The 15,368-nt window shown below is 62.4% G+C and carries 13 protein-coding genes and 1 pseudogene; 3 read left to right on the top strand and 11 right to left on the bottom strand.

Annotation, left to right across the window (positions count from 1 at the left end; translation table 11 throughout):
• Nucleotides 1–85: 85 nt before the first annotated feature.
• The 11 genes and pseudogenes from ACZK33_RS12005 to ACZK33_RS11955 all read right to left on the bottom strand — a co-directional run.
• Nucleotides 86–745, bottom strand: a pseudogene (locus tag ACZK33_RS12005) (ATP-binding cassette domain-containing protein); the annotation flags it as partial.
• Nucleotides 735–1,418: a molybdate ABC transporter permease subunit gene (gene modB, locus ACZK33_RS12000; protein ID WP_005413347.1), complete on the bottom strand. Its 684-nt coding sequence runs from the start codon at nucleotides 1,416–1,418 to the stop codon at nucleotides 735–737. The gene modB and the pseudogene ACZK33_RS12005, both read right to left, overlap by 11 nt.
• A gap of 3 nt (nucleotides 1,419–1,421) precedes the next feature.
• On the bottom strand, nucleotides 1,422–2,165 hold the full coding sequence (gene modA, locus ACZK33_RS11995) for a molybdate ABC transporter substrate-binding protein (protein WP_180855157.1): 744 nt from the start codon (nucleotides 2,163–2,165) through the stop codon (nucleotides 1,422–1,424).
• A gap of 87 nt (nucleotides 2,166–2,252) precedes the next feature.
• Nucleotides 2,253–2,612, bottom strand: coding sequence for a hypothetical protein (locus ACZK33_RS11990; protein ID WP_032966746.1), 360 nt, complete (start codon nucleotides 2,610–2,612; stop codon nucleotides 2,253–2,255).
• Nucleotides 2,609–3,175 carry a molybdenum cofactor guanylyltransferase gene (mobA, locus tag ACZK33_RS11985; protein WP_180855159.1) on the bottom strand — a complete coding sequence of 189 codons (567 nt, stop codon included), beginning with the start codon at nucleotides 3,173–3,175 and terminating at the stop codon, nucleotides 2,609–2,611. Before mobA ends, ACZK33_RS11990 begins: the two co-directional genes overlap by 4 nt.
• Nucleotides 3,141–3,659, bottom strand: a complete 519-nt coding sequence (locus tag ACZK33_RS11980; RefSeq protein ID WP_125895995.1) for a molybdenum cofactor biosynthesis protein MoaE — start codon at nucleotides 3,657–3,659, stop codon at nucleotides 3,141–3,143. Before ACZK33_RS11980 ends, mobA begins: the two co-directional genes overlap by 35 nt.
• 3 nt (nucleotides 3,660–3,662) lie before the next feature.
• Nucleotides 3,663–3,923: a MoaD/ThiS family protein gene (locus tag ACZK33_RS11975; RefSeq protein ID WP_017354494.1), complete on the bottom strand. Its 261-nt coding sequence runs from the start codon at nucleotides 3,921–3,923 to the stop codon at nucleotides 3,663–3,665.
• On the bottom strand, nucleotides 3,923–5,176 hold the full coding sequence (locus tag ACZK33_RS11970; RefSeq protein ID WP_180855161.1) for a molybdopterin molybdotransferase MoeA: 1,254 nt from the start codon (nucleotides 5,174–5,176) through the stop codon (nucleotides 3,923–3,925). The genes ACZK33_RS11975 and ACZK33_RS11970 overlap by 1 nt, the downstream gene beginning before the upstream one ends.
• Nucleotides 5,176–6,171: a bifunctional molybdenum cofactor biosynthesis protein MoaC/MoaB gene (moaCB, locus tag ACZK33_RS11965; RefSeq protein WP_043396339.1), complete on the bottom strand. Its 996-nt coding sequence runs from the start codon at nucleotides 6,169–6,171 to the stop codon at nucleotides 5,176–5,178. Before moaCB ends, ACZK33_RS11970 begins: the two co-directional genes overlap by 1 nt.
• Before the next feature lie 8 nt (nucleotides 6,172–6,179).
• Nucleotides 6,180–7,220 carry a GTP 3',8-cyclase MoaA gene (gene moaA / locus ACZK33_RS11960; protein WP_226053464.1) on the bottom strand — a complete coding sequence of 347 codons (1,041 nt, stop codon included), beginning with the start codon at nucleotides 7,218–7,220 and terminating at the stop codon, nucleotides 6,180–6,182.
• Nucleotides 7,221–7,251: 31 nt separating this feature from the next.
• Entirely contained in the window at nucleotides 7,252–9,525 is a 2,274-nt protein-coding gene (locus ACZK33_RS11955; protein ID WP_478453361.1) for an FdhF/YdeP family oxidoreductase, read from the bottom strand.
• Between the two features lie 477 nt (nucleotides 9,526–10,002).
• Between ACZK33_RS11955 and fdhD the strand changes: the two genes are divergently transcribed.
• From fdhD to cydB, 3 genes are all read left to right on the top strand, one after another.
• Nucleotides 10,003–10,863, top strand: a complete 861-nt coding sequence (gene fdhD, locus ACZK33_RS11950; protein ID WP_425519496.1) for a formate dehydrogenase accessory sulfurtransferase FdhD — start codon at nucleotides 10,003–10,005, stop codon at nucleotides 10,861–10,863.
• A 109-nt stretch (nucleotides 10,864–10,972) separates the two neighbouring features.
• Entirely contained in the window at nucleotides 10,973–12,361 is a 1,389-nt protein-coding gene (locus ACZK33_RS11945; RefSeq protein ID WP_017354500.1) for a cytochrome ubiquinol oxidase subunit I, read from the top strand.
• Nucleotides 12,362–12,372: 11 nt separating this feature from the next.
• The gene (gene cydB / locus ACZK33_RS11940; RefSeq protein ID WP_180855166.1) at nucleotides 12,373–13,386 is read left to right on the top strand and encodes a cytochrome d ubiquinol oxidase subunit II; all 1,014 of its coding nucleotides are present in this window, start codon (nucleotides 12,373–12,375) and stop codon (nucleotides 13,384–13,386) included.
• The last annotated feature ends 1,982 nt before the right edge of the window (nucleotides 13,387–15,368 follow it).

The raw sequence follows: 15,368 nt of genomic DNA, 5'->3' as shown, positions 1-15,368 counted from the left end.
CAAGACCCGGGCTTGTTGGGGAGCTGACTAAGGATGGTAGAAGGCGGGGCTGACGGGTCGGCCTCTGACGCGAGCCGGGAGGAGAGATCAGTCGCCCATTTTCGATGTGGGCGATCTGGCCCCCAAATATCTCAATGTCGTTGGGATCATGGCTGATCAGCAACAGTGGAATGCCGGCCCCGTCCAGCACGGCCTCCAGCTCCTGCCGCAGGTGCTGGCGAAGATCATGGTCCAGCGCGGAGAACGGTTCATCCAGCAGCAGCGCCTGCGGCTGCGTCACCAGGGCGCGCGCCAAGGCGGTACGCTGGCGTTGGCCACCGGAGACCTGCGAGGGCAGTAGATCGCCCACCGTGTCGATGCGGAATGCGTGCAACCACTGCTCCACTGCATCGAAGCGCTGGCCGACCCGCGGATTCAACCAGCCCTTCTGCAGACCGAACGCCACGTTCTGGCGCACGCTCAGATGCGGGAACAATGCGTAATCCTGGAACACGTAGCCCAGCCGGCGGCGTTGCGGCGGCAGATCCACGCCGGTAGCCGCATCGAACAAGGTCTGCCCCTGCAGCCGTACATGCCCCTGGCCCGGCCGTAGCAGCCCGGCCACCGCCTTCAAGGTCAGGCTCTTGCCCGCGCCCGAGGGTCCGAACAGCACCACCTGGCGTTGCGTGCACTGCAGCGATACGTCCAACACGAAATCCTGGCCGGCCGCCTGCAGGCGACGCTGCACCTGCAGGTCAAGCCACATCGCGCAGCTCCCGGCGACGTCCGCCTACCAGCCGCGCGGCCAGCAACAGGATCACGATACAGACCACCGAGGTCAGGATCACCAACGCGTTGGCCTTGCCATCCTGGCCGGCCTGCACCGCCTCGTAGATAGCGATCGACAGCGTCTGCGTGCGGCCGGGAATGCTGCCAGCCACCATCAGCGTCGCGCCAAACTCGCCCATCGCGCGCGCAAACGCCAGCAACAGCCCGGCGAGGATGCCGCGCCAGGCCAGCGGCAACGTGATGCGGAAGAACACCGCCGCTTCGGACACCCCCAGCGTGCGTGCGGCCTGCTCCAGCTGCCCGTCCACTTCCTCGAACGCCGCGCGTGCCGGCTTGAACACCAGCGGCAGCGAGGCCACCGCCGCAGCAATCACTGCAGCCTGCCAGGTGAACACCAGGTTGATGCCGAACCACGACTGCAGCCACGCGCCGATCGGGCCGTTGCGACCGATCAGCACCAACAGGTAATACCCCAGCACCGTCGGTGGCAGCACCATCGGCAGGGTCAGCAGTGAATCCAGCAGCTCACGGCCGGGAAATCGCCGCCGCGCCAGCAGCGCGCCCAGTGCCACGCCCAGCACCAGATTGATCGCGGTGGCCCAGCCGGCCACCTTCAGCGACAACCACAGCGCGCTCCAGTCGAGATCCATGCCTCAGGGCTTGCCGAACCCATGCTTGGCCAGGATCGCCTGGCCCTGTGCCGAACGCACGAAAGCAGTGAAGCGCTTGGCTTCGGCGGGCTGCGCGCTGACCTTGGTCACCGCCAGCGGATAGGCAATGCGCCCCGTCACCGGCACCGCGAAGGCACGGCGCACCCGGTCGGGCATCGCCTGTGCATCGGTGGCATAGACGAAGCCGGCGTCCACTTCACCGCGAGCCACGTAATCCAGCGACTGGCGCACGTTCTGCGTGGTGATGGTCTTGCCCTGCACCGACGGCCACAGGCCCGCCGCTTCCAGTGCACCCTTGGCATAGCGGCCGACCGGCACACTGTCCGGGTTGCCCAGTGCGATGCGCTGCACGCCGGCACCAGCCAGATCCCTCAGGGTACGCGGCGCGGCCTTGGCCTGCGGCGGCACCACCACCCACAGCGCGTTCACTGCGAACACCTCGCGGGTACCGACCGCCAGCAGGTCCTGCTGCTGGGCCTGGTCCATCGTGGTTTCGTCGGCCGACGCGAACACATCCACCGGTGCGCCGCGGCTGATCTGCTGCAGCAGCACGCCGGACGCGGCGAAATTGAAATCGACCTTGGTTCCCGGGTGCGCCTTCTCATAGGCGGTGCCCAGTTCGCGGAAGCTCTCGGTCAGGCTCGATGCCGCCGACACCGTCAGCTCGGCCGCCCAGGCCGGCACCGTGGCCAGCAGTCCCAGCAACAACAGTCCAGCTCGTTTCATCATTGGTTTCCCCGTTTGGTTGGGTTTAGATCGGTTTCACCGCCTATCCTTGGCATCGCAGGCGCTACATAGGTGGCCCGCCCAGAGCTAGGCAGAGGGTGCACGACGGTGCGGACCTCGTTGGCGCAGGCTGTCTCGTACATCCACATCGAATTGAAGCTGCAGCGAGATGTCATCACCCAGCGCGATGCCAAAACCAAGACCATCACGACAGGGCAAACGTGATGCCAAGGACTGAACCGCTTCGCGAGGAAGCATCAACCGGCAGTACTCGCTCCCCTCCAGAAGCACCGCCTGTTGCCCTGCATGCAGTGATAGCACCATGCCCCAGCCGCGATCGCCGCCGAACCGCGTCAGGTTCTCCACCGATTCGCCGGCCAGCAACTGCGCTAGCTCCTCTTCATCAACGCGCAGACGAACTGCCTGCCGCTGTAGCTGGACTTTCATGATGCAATGAACTCGAGCTCGGTTGGGGTGTTGCAGTTGAGTAGCTGGTCGTATTCGCTATCCGCCAGTGGCAGCTCGATTGCGCCCAAGCGTTCTCGCAGGGCGCGTAGCGAGCGGTGCGCCGCCGGATTCTCGATCAATTCCCGCAACACATGCCGGCAATGGTCATCAATCTGCAACCGCATCGGCAGGGGTTCTTCCGCAAACAGCACACAGGCAGCCGAAGGCGCATCACGTAACCGTTGTAGTAACGCCGGGGTCACATTGGGCGTATCCACCGGAAGCACCAGAGCGGCAGCGTCCGGCATGCACATGGCCACACTGTAGAGCCCGCCCAACGGGCCGCAGCGTGCCACGCGATCAGGAATGCCACCGAAGGCCGGGTAGTTGCCACTCACCCATACCCTTTCCGCACCTGCCTGTCGCAGCAGGCCACGCATGTGCTCTAGCAGGGTTCGCCCGTGCCACGGTAGCAGCGCCTTGTCACGGCCCATCCGGCTGGAAAGACCACCGGCCAGCACGATGCCGTCAGTGGGAATGTTCGTGATCGTGTGCACATTCATGGGCATTGTCATGAGCTTGCGTGGGTTCGTTATCCGCATGGCAGAGACTGCAGCCTTCGGTCCACTCGCTGTCGCCGTCCTCGTAATGCTCCTGCTTCCAGATCGGGCACTGGTGCTTGACCACCTCGATCAACTGCCGGCAGGCGCGGAACGCCTCGTCGCGGTGCGGGCTGCCGGCAGCCACCACCACCGCCACATCGCCAATGCCCAACCGGCCCTTGGCGTGGGCCACATACAGCTTCAGCTTCGGACCAAACGTCGCCTCGACCTCGGCGGCCAGGCGCTTGAACTCGTTCAACACCAGCGGCTCGAACAGGTCGTAGGTGATCCCGGTCACCGGCCGGCCGATGTTGACGTCGCGCACCTTGCCGATGAACACGTCGATGCCGCCGAAGCCCGGATCAGAGACCGCAGCAATGCCCTCGGCTGGATCGATCGCCGCCTGCGCGCGGTCCACCACCTTCGCGATGATCTTCTCGCTCATCGCTCAGCCCCCGCTCACCGGCGGCAGGATCGCCACCCGGCCATCGTCGGGCAGCGCCTCGTGGTCGCGCAGCACGCGTTGCTGGTCGGCGAACGCCGAATAATCCAGCAGGCCGGCACGGAATCCCGGCCAACGCACCGGCAGCAGCTCGCGCAGCGCCTGGCGCAGATCGGCCACGGTGCCACCGGCCACATCCACGGCAATCTCGCGGCTGGCATCCAGATCGGAAAACGCACCGAACAACTGCAGATTCACCTGTTTCATCATGACTCCTGGCTCACCAGCTGCACCGGTTCGTGGTGACCCCAGCCCTGCACGCGCACGTAGGTGCCGGCGCTGGCCAGGTCACCCTCAGCCTCCAGCACCACCCAGGCGTTGGCCTGCAGCATGGACATCAAACGGAACGACTCCTGCCCGGACAGCACGCGCGCACTCAGGCGCCCCTGACCGTCCATTTCCACCCGCGCACGCGCGTGGAAGCGCAGGCCCGGCGGCTTGCGCACGTCGGCCTGCAGCGGCAGCTGCAACATGACTTCCGGCGCCAGCCCCAACAGGCGGCGCAGCACCGGCTCGACGAAGAAACGCTGGCCCACAGCAGCGGAGACCGGGTTGCCCGGCAGGCCGAAGTACAGCGCGCCATTGGGCAGCACGGCGAACAGCAGCGGCTTGCCCGGGCGGATCGCCACCTTGTGGAACACGATGCGCGCACCACGGCCGCGCAGCGCATCGGGAACGAAATCGTAGCGCCCGGCCGACACCGCGCCGGTACTGATCAGCACCTGCGCGCCCGCGGCCAGCGCTTCATCCAGCACCGCATTGAACGCGACCACGTCGTCGCCCACCGTGCCCTGCCAGACCACCTCGGCACCGGCGGCCTGCAGGCGGCCGACCAGGTACGGTCGGTTGCTGTCACGGATCTGGCCGGATTCCAGCGCCTGCGCCGCCTCGGTCACCAACTCTTTGCCGGTAGCGATCACTGCCGCCTTCGGCCGCGCCACCACCGCCACCTGGCCCACGCCGATGGCATGCAGCAGGGTGCGCGCATTGATATCCAGCACCTGCCCGGCCTGCAGCACGCGCTCGCCTTCGCTCACGTCCTGGCCGCGCAGGCGCACATGCTGGCCCGGCTTCACCGATGCCTTCAAGGCGATGCGGGTCGGGCGTCCCTCCTCGCTGGCGAGGATCTCCACGTTCTCGACCGGCACCACCGTATCCAGCCCGGACGGCATACGTGCACCGGTCATGATTTCCCATGCACCCTCGCCGCCTTCGGCGCCGGCATCGCCGGCCGCCTGCCAGCCCTGCACCGCGAATTCGGTACCGGCCTCGAACGTCGCGCCGTTGGCGCGCAGCGCGAAGCCGTCCATTGCCGAATTGTCGAACGGCGGCAACGACTGCCCGCTGTGGATGTCACTGGCCAGGGTACGGCCGCCGGCCTCATGCAGCGGCAGGCGCTCGGCCGGCAGCGGCGTGGCTGCGTCCAGCAGGTGCTGCAGGGCTTCGCTGTAGGCAATCATCAGTGGCCACCACCCTCGACCATCGCCAGGGCATGGCCCAGTACCGGCGCCAGGATGTCCAGGCACTGCGCCGCCGCCTTCGGGCTGCCGGGCAGCGCGAACACCAGCATGTTGCCCAGCTGCACCACCTCGGCGCGGCTCAGCCAGGCCATCGGCGTGTGCTGTGCACTCAGTGCCCGCACCATCTGCGCCAGGCCATGCACCGGCCGCGCGTTCAAAGAACGCAGCGCCTCCGGGGTCAGGTCACGCGGGCCCAGCCCGGTACCGCCGGTACACAGGCACAGGCGCACGCCCTCGGCGGCCAAGGCCTGCAGGCGGCCCGCCAATGGCTCGATGCCATCGGGCAACACCTCAGCGGCCACCACCTCGCCGCCCAGCTTTTTCAGGCCGGTCACCAGGGTCGGGCCAGAGATATCCTCATAGGTGCCGTCGCTGGCGCGATCGCTCAGCGTGATCACCGCGCAGGCCGCGCCCTCCAGGCCCTTCGGCGCACGCGGCTTGAAACGCGTGCGCTCGGCATCGTCCATGCCGTCGGGGTGCAGCCAGACACCGCGCTTGCCGCCTTCCTTGAACAGCAGGCGGATACCTTCGATGCGCAGGGCCGGTTCCACCGGCTTGCTCAGGTCGTACAGGGTAAGCAGCGCCGCGTTGACGCCGGCCAGTGCCTCCATCTCCACGCCGGTGCGCGCCTCGCTGGCGCACTCGCACCACACGCGGATCGCCTGCCGTTCCGGTACCGGCGCGCAGAACACCTGCACCAGTTCCAGCGGCAGCGGATGGCACAGCGGCATCAGCATCGAGGCCATCTTGGCGCCCTGCAGGCCGGCAATCTCGGCCATCACCAGCGCATCGCCCTTGGGCAGGCGGCGCTCGACGATCAGCGGATAGGCCACTGGACCGGCATGCAGCTCGCCCACCGCCACCGCACGGCGGCGGGTGATGCGCTTGTCGCGGACATCGGCCATATGGAAGGCCGCATTCAATTCCCCACTCATCGTGTTGCTCATCCTCCGATGGAAGCCAGGTGCGGGGTCAGCCCGGTCTGGCCCTGGTGCAGTCCATGCCCGGCCGCTTTCAGGCCAAGCTGTGTGGTGATGCGTGCCAGCAGCGCGTCATGGTCGTCGTCGCTCTGCAGCAGCGGGCGCAGCGGCACGCCGAACTCGCCGAACAGGCACAGCCGCAGGTCGCCCTTGGCGGTCACCCGCAGGCGGTTGCAGCCCTTGCAGAAGTCGCGCGAATACGGGGCGATGATGCCGATGCTGCCGCGATGGTCGGGGTGGCCGAACTCGCGTGCCGGGCCGGCATCGGCCGCGCGCGGACGCTCGTGCCAGCCAGCGGCCAGCAGCTGCTCGATCACCACGTCGGCACGCAGGTGGTGGCGCTGGAAATAGGCTTCGTTGTCGCCGGTGCGCATCAGTTCGATGAAGCGCACGCTGAAGGGGCGGTCACGCAGGTAGTCCATCCACTGCGGCAGCTCGTCGTCGTTCAGGCCGCGCAGCAGCACCGTGTTGAGCTTGATCGCCGGCAGGCCAAGTGCCTGTGCCAGGGCCAGGCCCTGTTCGATCTCCGGCAGGCGGTCATGCCCGGTGATGGTCTTGAAGCGTTCGCGCTGCAGGCTGTCCATGCTCACGTTCAGCGCGGTCAGGCCAGCCCGGTGCCAACCCGGCAGGCGCCGCGGTAGCAACGTGCCATTGGTGGTGATGGCCACCTTGCGGATGCCCGGCACCGCCGCCACGGTGGCGATGATCTCATCCAGGTCCTTGCGCAGGCTGGGCTCGCCGCCGGTCAGGCGGATCTTGCTCATGCCCAGCGCGGCAAACGCACGCACCAGGCGCGCGATTTCATCCACCTGCAGGAAGCGCGGGCGGCCATCGGCCTGGTAACCGTCGGGCAGGCAGTAGCTGCAACGGAAGTTGCAGGCTTCGGTCAACGACAGACGCAGGTACGGAAAGCTGCGTCCGAAACCGTCGGTGAGTTGGCGTGGATGACCTGCCAGTGCGCCCTCACCTACCGGCTCTGGCGCCCGAATGAGCTCGGCTGACATTCTTAGTCCTCCCTACGACATGCCGGCGCAATCACTGTGAAATGACCACCCTGACCGGGATCGACTTCGCCGCGGGGGTACCACTGATGCGATCGAAGTAATCCAGAGGTAGCAGTGGATTGAGTTCAGGGTAGTAGCCCGCAATCGCGCCACGCGGCATCGGATAGTCAAGCACAGTCAACCCATCGACCCGCCGGCAGACGCCATCACTGGAGATCGTCTCGAGGCTCACCTGTTCCTCCTTCCCAATCCCTCGTGCTACTCGATCTTCCAGGTTCATGAAGAGGATCATTCGATCGTTGTACACACCGCGATAGCGATCGTTGTAGCTGTAGATTGTCGTGTTGTACTGGTCATGGGAGCGAACCGTGGCCAGCCGAAGCATAGTGGGATCCTCGACCAGGTCGTTCACTTCAAGACCCGGCAACACCAGAATATTGGCCTTCCCGTTAGGTGTCGACCACTCACGGCGGCGCGGCGGAATGTCCAAGTGGAAGCCACGCGGCGCCTGGATCCGTTCATTGAAGTCTGCGTAGATGCTGGGATAGACCGCCGCGATCAGCTCACGAACATGGTTGTAATCGTGCATGCAAGCTGCCCAGTCGACCTTGCTGTCCGGCAGTGTTGCCATTGCCATGCGGCACACGATCTCAACTTCCGGAAGAACATGTTCACTCACAGGCTCCAGTACTCCACGGGATGCGGTGACATTCGACATGGCATCCTCGATGGTGACAAACTGCTCACCCAGCGGGGTATGGATCCACTCCGAGCGCGCCACCACCGGTAGGATCAGCGCCTCCTTGCCATGCACTAGGTGGCCACGGTTGAGTTTGGTGGCGATGCCAACCGTAAGCTCAAGACCACGCATTGCCCTGTAGGCAATTTCGGTATCAGGAACAGCATGGATGAAGTTCCCGCCCATGCCGATGAAGACCTTGGCGGTTCCAGCCAGCATCGCCTCAATAGACTCAACCACATGGTGCCCATGTTCGCGCGGCGGTTCGAACCCGAACACGTCGCGAACTTGGTCCAGGTAGCGTTGCGTCGGCTTCTCATCAATGCCGACGATACGGTCGCCTTGCACGTTGGAATGGCCGCGAATAGGAGCAATGCCCGCCCCGGGCTTTCCGAAGTTGCCGCGCAGCATCAGCAGATTGGCAACCTGCTGCAAAAGGCGAGATCCTTGCTGGTGCTGGGTCAGGCCCATGCCATAGCAGATAATGGTCGCACGGGAACGGATGTAGATCTCTGCACAACGCAGAATCTGCTCCTTCTTGATCCCGGACACTTGGACGATCTGGCTCCACTCCAGGGACATCACTTCTTCACGCAATGCCTCCAGCCCGACGGTGTGCTCGGTCAGGAATTCGTGATCGAGAACAGACTCGCCGGCCGCTTCCCGCTCGAACATAGCCTTCATGATGCCCTTGATCAGGGCCAGGTCACCGCCGATGCGAATGTGTACAAATTCACTGGAAATCGCGGTGGAGCCAAACGTGGCCATCTGCACGACGTCCTGGGGCTCGGCAAAGCGAATCAGCGCACGTTCCGGCATAGGATTGACCGCGACAATTGGAGCATTACGCTTCCGCGCCTCCACCAAGTTGGACATCATTCGTGGTGAGTTGGTGCCTGTGTTCTGGCCGATGACGAAGATGGCCTCAGCATGCTCAAAGTCATCGAGCACGATAGTGCCCTTGCCGACGCCAATTGCCGGCGGCAACCCCCGGCTGGTCGGCTCGTGGCACATGTTCGAGCAGTCCGGGAAGTTGTTGGTTCCGAACTCGCGCACGAAGATCGAGTACAGGAACGCGGCTTCGTTCGGCGTCCTCCCCGAGGTGTAGAACTCAGCCTCATGCGGGCTGGACAGGGCCTGCAGGTGTCGCCCGATCAGCGCGAAGGCTTCATCCCAGCTACAAGGAACGTAATGGTCGGTTACCGGGTCATATCGCATCGGCTCGGTCAATCGACCCTGCATCTCCAGCCAATAGTCGGACTGCGCCATCAGCTCCTGGACAGTGTGCTCCGCGAAGAACTCACGCGTGGCGCGATGCTTGGTTGCCTCCCATGCCAAGGCCTTCGCACCGTTTTCGCAGAACTCCAGCTTCTTGGTGTGATCTGCATCCGGGAAAGCGCAACTGGGGCACTTGAATCCCCCAGGCTGATTCATCGACAAGAGCGCTTTAGATCCCTTGGCAATGACGCTCTGCTGCATCAAAACCTTGGCGGTTGCACCGGCGGCACCCCAGCCACCGGCAGGATGGTCGTAGGCTTTGTAACGGGGGATCTTCTGCTCTGACATGACAGGCACTCGCAGCATGCAATTGGGAGTGGGAAAAGTTAAGCACGCGACGCCCGCCCCTTCCACGGACAGTATGTCCACCCTGCCCAGACAAGACGTCCGGCGTACACGCCGGGCCTCGAATCGAGGCACTGGTGTCCGATACGAGCGCCTCAACGTACCCGAAGCGCTCATCCTGGCCCTCGCCACGAACAGGTCTTCACGCCACCCGCCATCGATTGTAACTATCTAATTTATCGGACGTTTTCTAGCTACAGACACCTCTAGCGGACAGGCGGACCACAGCCCCTCGAGCAGAATGTCTGATCAACTCAGCCAAACTGTCCATCTGCGAACATTTGTAAATTTTGACCGCAGCGGGATGTACGCCTTGGGATACTCTCCGCACTGTCAAACCACTAAGAAGTCCCCGACCCGAGGGACCCTGCACGCCCAGATCATCGTTACCGGCTTCCCTCCCCGCCAGGCCTCATCTCCATGCAAGCGCCCAGCCCAGTACCTGCCAACGAGCCCTGCGGCATCGCATATCGAAGAACTCTTCGGTGGCGTGGTGGCGAGCGCGGCTCAATCATGGACAGCGTTGCCGAAGAAGTGCCTGTCGCGATGCTCTACAACGACAATCCGTTCTCGGTGATGATGGCCAGCCCAACGGACCTGGAAGACTTTGCGCTGGGCTTTTCCATGACGGAGGGAACAATTTCTGATCCCTCCCAACTTCTCCGGATTGAAGTGAGGCCATCGCTGGAAGGCATTGAGCTGGCGATGGAAGTCACAGATAGTGCGCCCATCGTGTCAATGCCCAACGACGCCACCCGCAACCTACCCGGGCGTAGCGGTTGCGGGCTATGTGGAGCTAGTCGACTGGAGCAAGTGCTCAGAATGCCTTTGCCAATCGACCGACCCACCACCTACTCCGCCTTGGCGCTACGCGTAGCACTGTCCTCGCTAAAAGGGCTACAGCCAATGAACGAGGCTGCCGGCTCAACCCACGCAGCAGCATGGGTTCTCCCGGACGGAGCTATCGAAGTGGTACGCGAAGACGTAGGCAGGCACAACGCACTAGATAAGCTCATTGGTGCAATGAGGCGCTCATCGACTTCAACCAACGAAGGTCTCGTGCTTCTATCTAGCCGTGCTAGCTACGAAATGGTGAGTAAGGCCGCCTATGCAGGCATGGCGATCGTTGCAGCGGTATCGGCACCCACAGCCTTAGCCATAGATCTCGCAAAGGCCGCAGGGATCTGTCTTGTCGGCTTCGCGCGCTCGGATGGCTTCAACATCTATTCACACCCCCAGCGCCTACTCGATTTGGAAGCTGCACACCTAGCAGCCGTATGACGCCAGATGACGCCTGCCGTGCAATGAGCAAGGATCTCCGCCGATGAAATTGCTAGGCACCATCGGAACTTGAGCCGCTAGCCACCACCCACCCCCTATTGGGATCGTTATGGACGCCCTCCTCCTTTCCCGAATTCAGTTCGGCTTTCTCATCAGCTTCCATGTGCTCTTCCCTGCCTTCACCATTGGCTTGGCCAGTTGGCTTGGTTTCGTGGAATGGCGCTGGCTTCGAACCCGCAACCCGGTGTGGCGGGATCTGTTCTTCTTCTGGCAGAAGATCTTTGCCGTGTCCTTCGGCATGGGCGTGGTAAGCGGTATCGTCATGGCGTTCCAGTTCGGCACAAACTGGCCTCGTTTGAGCCAGATCGCCGGAACCGTAATCGGCCCCCTACTGACTTACGAGGTCCTGACAGCCTTCTTCCTGGAGGCAAGTTTCCTCGGAGTGATGATGTTCGGCTGGGGGCGAGTATCACCACGCCTGCACTTCTTTTCCACATGCATGGTCGCACTTGGAACGCTCTTTTCAACGTTCTGGATTCTTGCCTCCAACAGCTGGTTGCATACGCCTGCGGGCTACGAAATGATCAACGGAGTGGTCCATCCGGTTGACTGGTTCGAGGTTGTGTTCAATCCATCGTTCCCCTATCGACTGGCCCATATGGCAATAGGGTCATTCATAACAACCTGCTTCGTGGTGGGTGGTGTTGGCGCCTGGTACCTGCGGCGTAAGGAGCACGTCGAAGCCGGCCGCAAGATGCTTGGGGCGGCTGTGATATTTGCGGCCATTACCGTTCCTGTTCAGATTTTCGTGGGTGACATGCATGGTCTGAACACCCTCAAGCACCAGCCGATGAAGATCGCAGCGGTAGAGGCTCACTGGCATCAGGGCCAAGAAGGTGAAGGAGTTCCGCTGGTCGTCTTCGCTGTACCAAATGAGAAGGAAGAGCGGAACGATCTTGAGATCGCGATTCCGCGTGTTGGCAGCCTCATCCTGACTCACTCCATGGATGGAACCTTCGCACCGCTGACATCCGTACCGGCGAGCGAACGACCTCCGGTCACGCCTGTGTTCTTCGCATTCCGGATCATGGTTGGGATAGGCACCCTCATGCTACTGCTCGCCTGGCTTTCTGCTTTCACCCTGGCCCGCCGTAAGCTGTTCGATTCCGGGGCCCTGCTGCGCGCTTGGAACTGGATGCTTCCAAGTGGGTTCGTTGCTTTGGTGGCCGGCTGGTTTGTCACCGAGATGGGGCGCCAGCCTTGGATTGTCTATGGCGTTTTGCGAACGGCTGATGCCGTGGGGCCGCAAACGGCCTGGATGACAGCGATCTCACTCGCGGTCTATGTCGCTGGATATGCGTTCGTATTTGGTTGGGGCATCTGGTATCTGGTCAAGATCCTCCGACATGGCCCACATGCCCAAGACGGAAGTCCGTCGCTAGAGGGTGGTGATCGCACACCTGCACGGCCTATCTCGGCCGCTGATCAATCTCTCTGAGGAACGCTGACATGGACTCGATGACCTGGTTGCCCATCGCCTGGTTCGCCGTCATCAGCTTCGGCGTCCTGATGTACGTCGTCCTCGACGGCTTCGTACTCGGTATTGGCATTCTCGCGCCCTTTGCCGAGGATGAAGAGCAGCTCGATGTGATGATGAACACCGCTGCCCCAATATGGGATGGCAACGAAACCTGGCTGGTGCTCGGCGGAGCCGGATTGCTAGCAGCGTTTCCAACAGCCTATGCAGCGCTTCTTTCGGCCCTGTACCATCCAGTACTTCTGCTGCTTGTATCATTGGTTTTCCGGGGGGTCGCCTTTGAGTTCAGGTTCAAAGCCCATCGCTCCAAGAGACTTTGGAGCGTGGCTTTTGGCCTTGGCTCGCTTCTGGCCGCGTTCTCTCAAGGAGTGATTCTTGGCACGGTGGTGCAAGGCGTGCCAATGACTGGTGACACCTACGCTGGCGGACCATTCCTATGGTTCAGCCCCTTTGCCATGCTTACCGGAGCAGCCTTGGTTGCCGGCTACGCCTTGCTTGGAGGCACCTGGCTAATCTTGAAGACCGAGGGGCGAACCCACGCACTTGCCAGGCGCCTGACCCGCCCCCTGGTGGTCGCCGTGATCGTGGCCATGGGGCTCGTAAGCAGCTGGCTGCCGTTCCTTGATCTGCGACTAATGACTCGCTGGTTCAGTGACGGGAATTTCTGGTGGCTGTCCCCCGTCCCCCTTCTTACGCTCGCCGTGGCAGTGGCGCTGTGGCGCGCGGAGAAACGCCCCACTCATGATCTTGCCCCTTTCCTACTGAGCCTGTCGTTGTTTGTCCTGGGCTACCTAGGTCTCGTACTCGGCATGTGGCCGTACCTGCTCCCGCCCGGATTGACGATCTGGGATGCAGCAGCGCCAGTGTCGTCGCTTGGCTTCAGCCTGGTCGGCTTGGCGGTCATGCTTCCGGTCATCCTGGGCTACACCGCCTGGTCATACCGCGTTTTCCGCGGCAAAGTGAGTGCGAGCACGAGCTATCATTGAGCGTGATATACCACCCATTCGCCTGAAGTGGAGAATGGGCTCAACTAAAGCCCGGAAAGGGCGAGTAGAGGTTCGGTGGTGGCCGACTCATGAACTGAATGTCACTGGACTATCTTCAGCTAAGCCGAAGGTCGAATGCCACCGCCTCTGGCCCTCGACTTGACTCAATCAGTTAGCCAATACGCCCGGCCTCCCAGAATCGTGTATCGCCCTAAGACACACAGGACGTGATGAGTGAGGCCTTCAGCCGACCCTGAATCGTATGCCTTCGGATCGAACTGACTTGAACGAAAGTCGATGATTCACGGTGACGTGGTAGAAGAACGCCTCACACCAACGAAGCCGCCTAGAAAGAAGGACTACATCATGTATGGGGCCGCTACGAGATAGCCACCGGACAAGAGTGAGTGGGTCCCGTCCCGACAGCATGGGGCTAAGTAGCTCAACAGTAGAGCCTCTGGCCAACGCGCAAACCCACGGCCGTACGGATCTTAACCATAGGTGGAAGCCCTCCCGTTCAAGCCTATGCCTTTCAGCAAGCTCCGCTCTGAGCTGACGCCGGCGAACCTGGCGGGCTATCTCCAAGTGTGCCGAGTACTCCCCCTTGCCATGATAGGCAACCTTCAGGACGTAGCCCCGGGCCCTGGTGGGAATCGGTGAGTACGAAGCTCGAACACGCGCAAAGAAGTACCCCGCGAAAACGGCAGTTGCGACGAGAACAGCATGAAGTTCGCTCGGGGCGATACGGTATCCACTCGCAGTGAAGAACTGGACGCAAACAAGCCCATCGCAACCCGTAGGAATCAACGTTCGATACAACGTCGTCCCGGGAACATACAAGAGAAAAATGAAGCCATAGGCGCACCACTTCCAGCAATGAACTCGCTGATCCAGCACCGGCTCCCAACTGAGCTCTCTTTTGGGGCGGCGCAGAACGTAAGCGCCAATGAAGAGCAGCGAAGGAACGCCCAATAGCAGCAGCAGGTCGATGATCTTCTGAATTGTGTACATGGCAGGGTACTTAGAACGTCGCTCCGGAGCTCCTGGGTAAACGGGATGCCATCGCCTGGATTCGTGGCCGGGACGAACCGCTAGGAGTCTGGACAGGGCTGTATCGGCCGCGCGACATGGAACTTGAACCACTGATTCGTCCATGCTCAATGGCCTACTCGCGCTCCTCGGCATAGCACGGCTCCCAAAGAACCTAGAACACCGCTGGAGGAAGCGACGGGACTTTCACTCACAACTCCACCGCAGCCACGGACAGCAGTGCTGCGATATCTGAAGATCAGATAGACGCGAACTGGCCTCGCTGCTATGCTGGTGAGCTAGGCGAGCGATCTGAGAGACAAGTGGCCTATGTTGTCACCCAACCGACCCTCATTTCGCATTGGCCAGAGTTGGACGATTTCGTTCGTTCAATCGGCCCGTTCTTAGCCTGCGCCTGGTGCGCACTGGAGCGCTCAAGGACCGTAAGCGGGCCTGTTGCCGCCGAGGGCTTGGCCTCAGCCGCACTCGATACGCTTGCCTCACTTCGCGTACTGCAGCGCATTCCCATCGCAGCCCCCAATTCCGGGGCGAGGTCCTTGTATGAGCCTCTGGCATGGACCTATCAGGCCGCTTGGTCACGTCAGGACGTGAGTCTGGAGGCCAGGTTGACCAGTACGCTTACCCGATGGGCTGCCGAATGCTCGTCCACTGCCAAACGGACCTTGGGAACCTCGCTCGCAGAGAGCGAAGCCCGTGCATACCTGGCCAATCTGCTACGCAAGTATCGGCTATCTCCCACGCTGGGCAATGGCCTGAGATCGACCCAGCTCCCGGAGTGGAATGCACTGAGCTTGGGACGCAAGAGGTATGTACTGTGGGCCGGCATGCGCAACGTTGCGTCGGAGTTCCTGAAAGCTGATCTGGACGAGGAGGCCGCCCGTCGGGTACTTGATCGAGAGATCAGCAGGAGATGCACTTGGCTCGTTAGCCGA

It is taken from the genome of Stenotrophomonas sp. 86156_Sma (assembly GCF_056481625.1).
The sequence above is the reverse complement of the archived record's forward strand: the minus strand, read 5'-3'. Positions and strand labels throughout refer to the sequence as shown.

What these genes read in the sequence shown, in the direction of transcription:
- modB (WP_005413347.1), bottom strand. Translation starts at nt 1,418, where the DNA reads ATGGATCTCGACTGGAGCGCGCTGTGGTTGTCGCTGAAGGTGGCCGGC.
- modA (WP_180855157.1), bottom strand. Translation starts at nt 2,165, where the DNA reads ATGAAACGAGCTGGACTGTTGTTGCTGGGACTGCTGGCCACGGTGCCG.
- ACZK33_RS11990 (WP_032966746.1), bottom strand. Translation starts at nt 2,612, where the DNA reads ATGAAAGTCCAGCTACAGCGGCAGGCAGTTCGTCTGCGCGTTGATGAA.
- mobA (WP_180855159.1), bottom strand. Translation starts at nt 3,175, where the DNA reads ATGAATGTGCACACGATCACGAACATTCCCACTGACGGCATCGTGCTG.
- ACZK33_RS11980 (WP_125895995.1), bottom strand. Translation starts at nt 3,659, where the DNA reads ATGAGCGAGAAGATCATCGCGAAGGTGGTGGACCGCGCGCAGGCGGCG.
- ACZK33_RS11975 (WP_017354494.1), bottom strand. Translation starts at nt 3,923, where the DNA reads ATGAAACAGGTGAATCTGCAGTTGTTCGGTGCGTTTTCCGATCTGGAT.
- ACZK33_RS11970 (WP_180855161.1), bottom strand. Translation starts at nt 5,176, where the DNA reads ATGATTGCCTACAGCGAAGCCCTGCAGCACCTGCTGGACGCAGCCACG.
- moaCB (WP_043396339.1), bottom strand. Translation starts at nt 6,171, where the DNA reads ATGAGTGGGGAATTGAATGCGGCCTTCCATATGGCCGATGTCCGCGAC.
- moaA (WP_226053464.1), bottom strand. Translation starts at nt 7,220, where the DNA reads ATGTCAGCCGAGCTCATTCGGGCGCCAGAGCCGGTAGGTGAGGGCGCA.
- ACZK33_RS11955 (WP_478453361.1), bottom strand. Translation starts at nt 9,525, where the DNA reads ATGTCAGAGCAGAAGATCCCCCGTTACAAAGCCTACGACCATCCTGCC.
- fdhD (WP_425519496.1), top strand. Translation starts at nt 10,003, where the DNA reads ATGCAAGCGCCCAGCCCAGTACCTGCCAACGAGCCCTGCGGCATCGCA.
- ACZK33_RS11945 (WP_017354500.1), top strand. Translation starts at nt 10,973, where the DNA reads ATGGACGCCCTCCTCCTTTCCCGAATTCAGTTCGGCTTTCTCATCAGC.
- cydB (WP_180855166.1), top strand. Translation starts at nt 12,373, where the DNA reads ATGGACTCGATGACCTGGTTGCCCATCGCCTGGTTCGCCGTCATCAGC.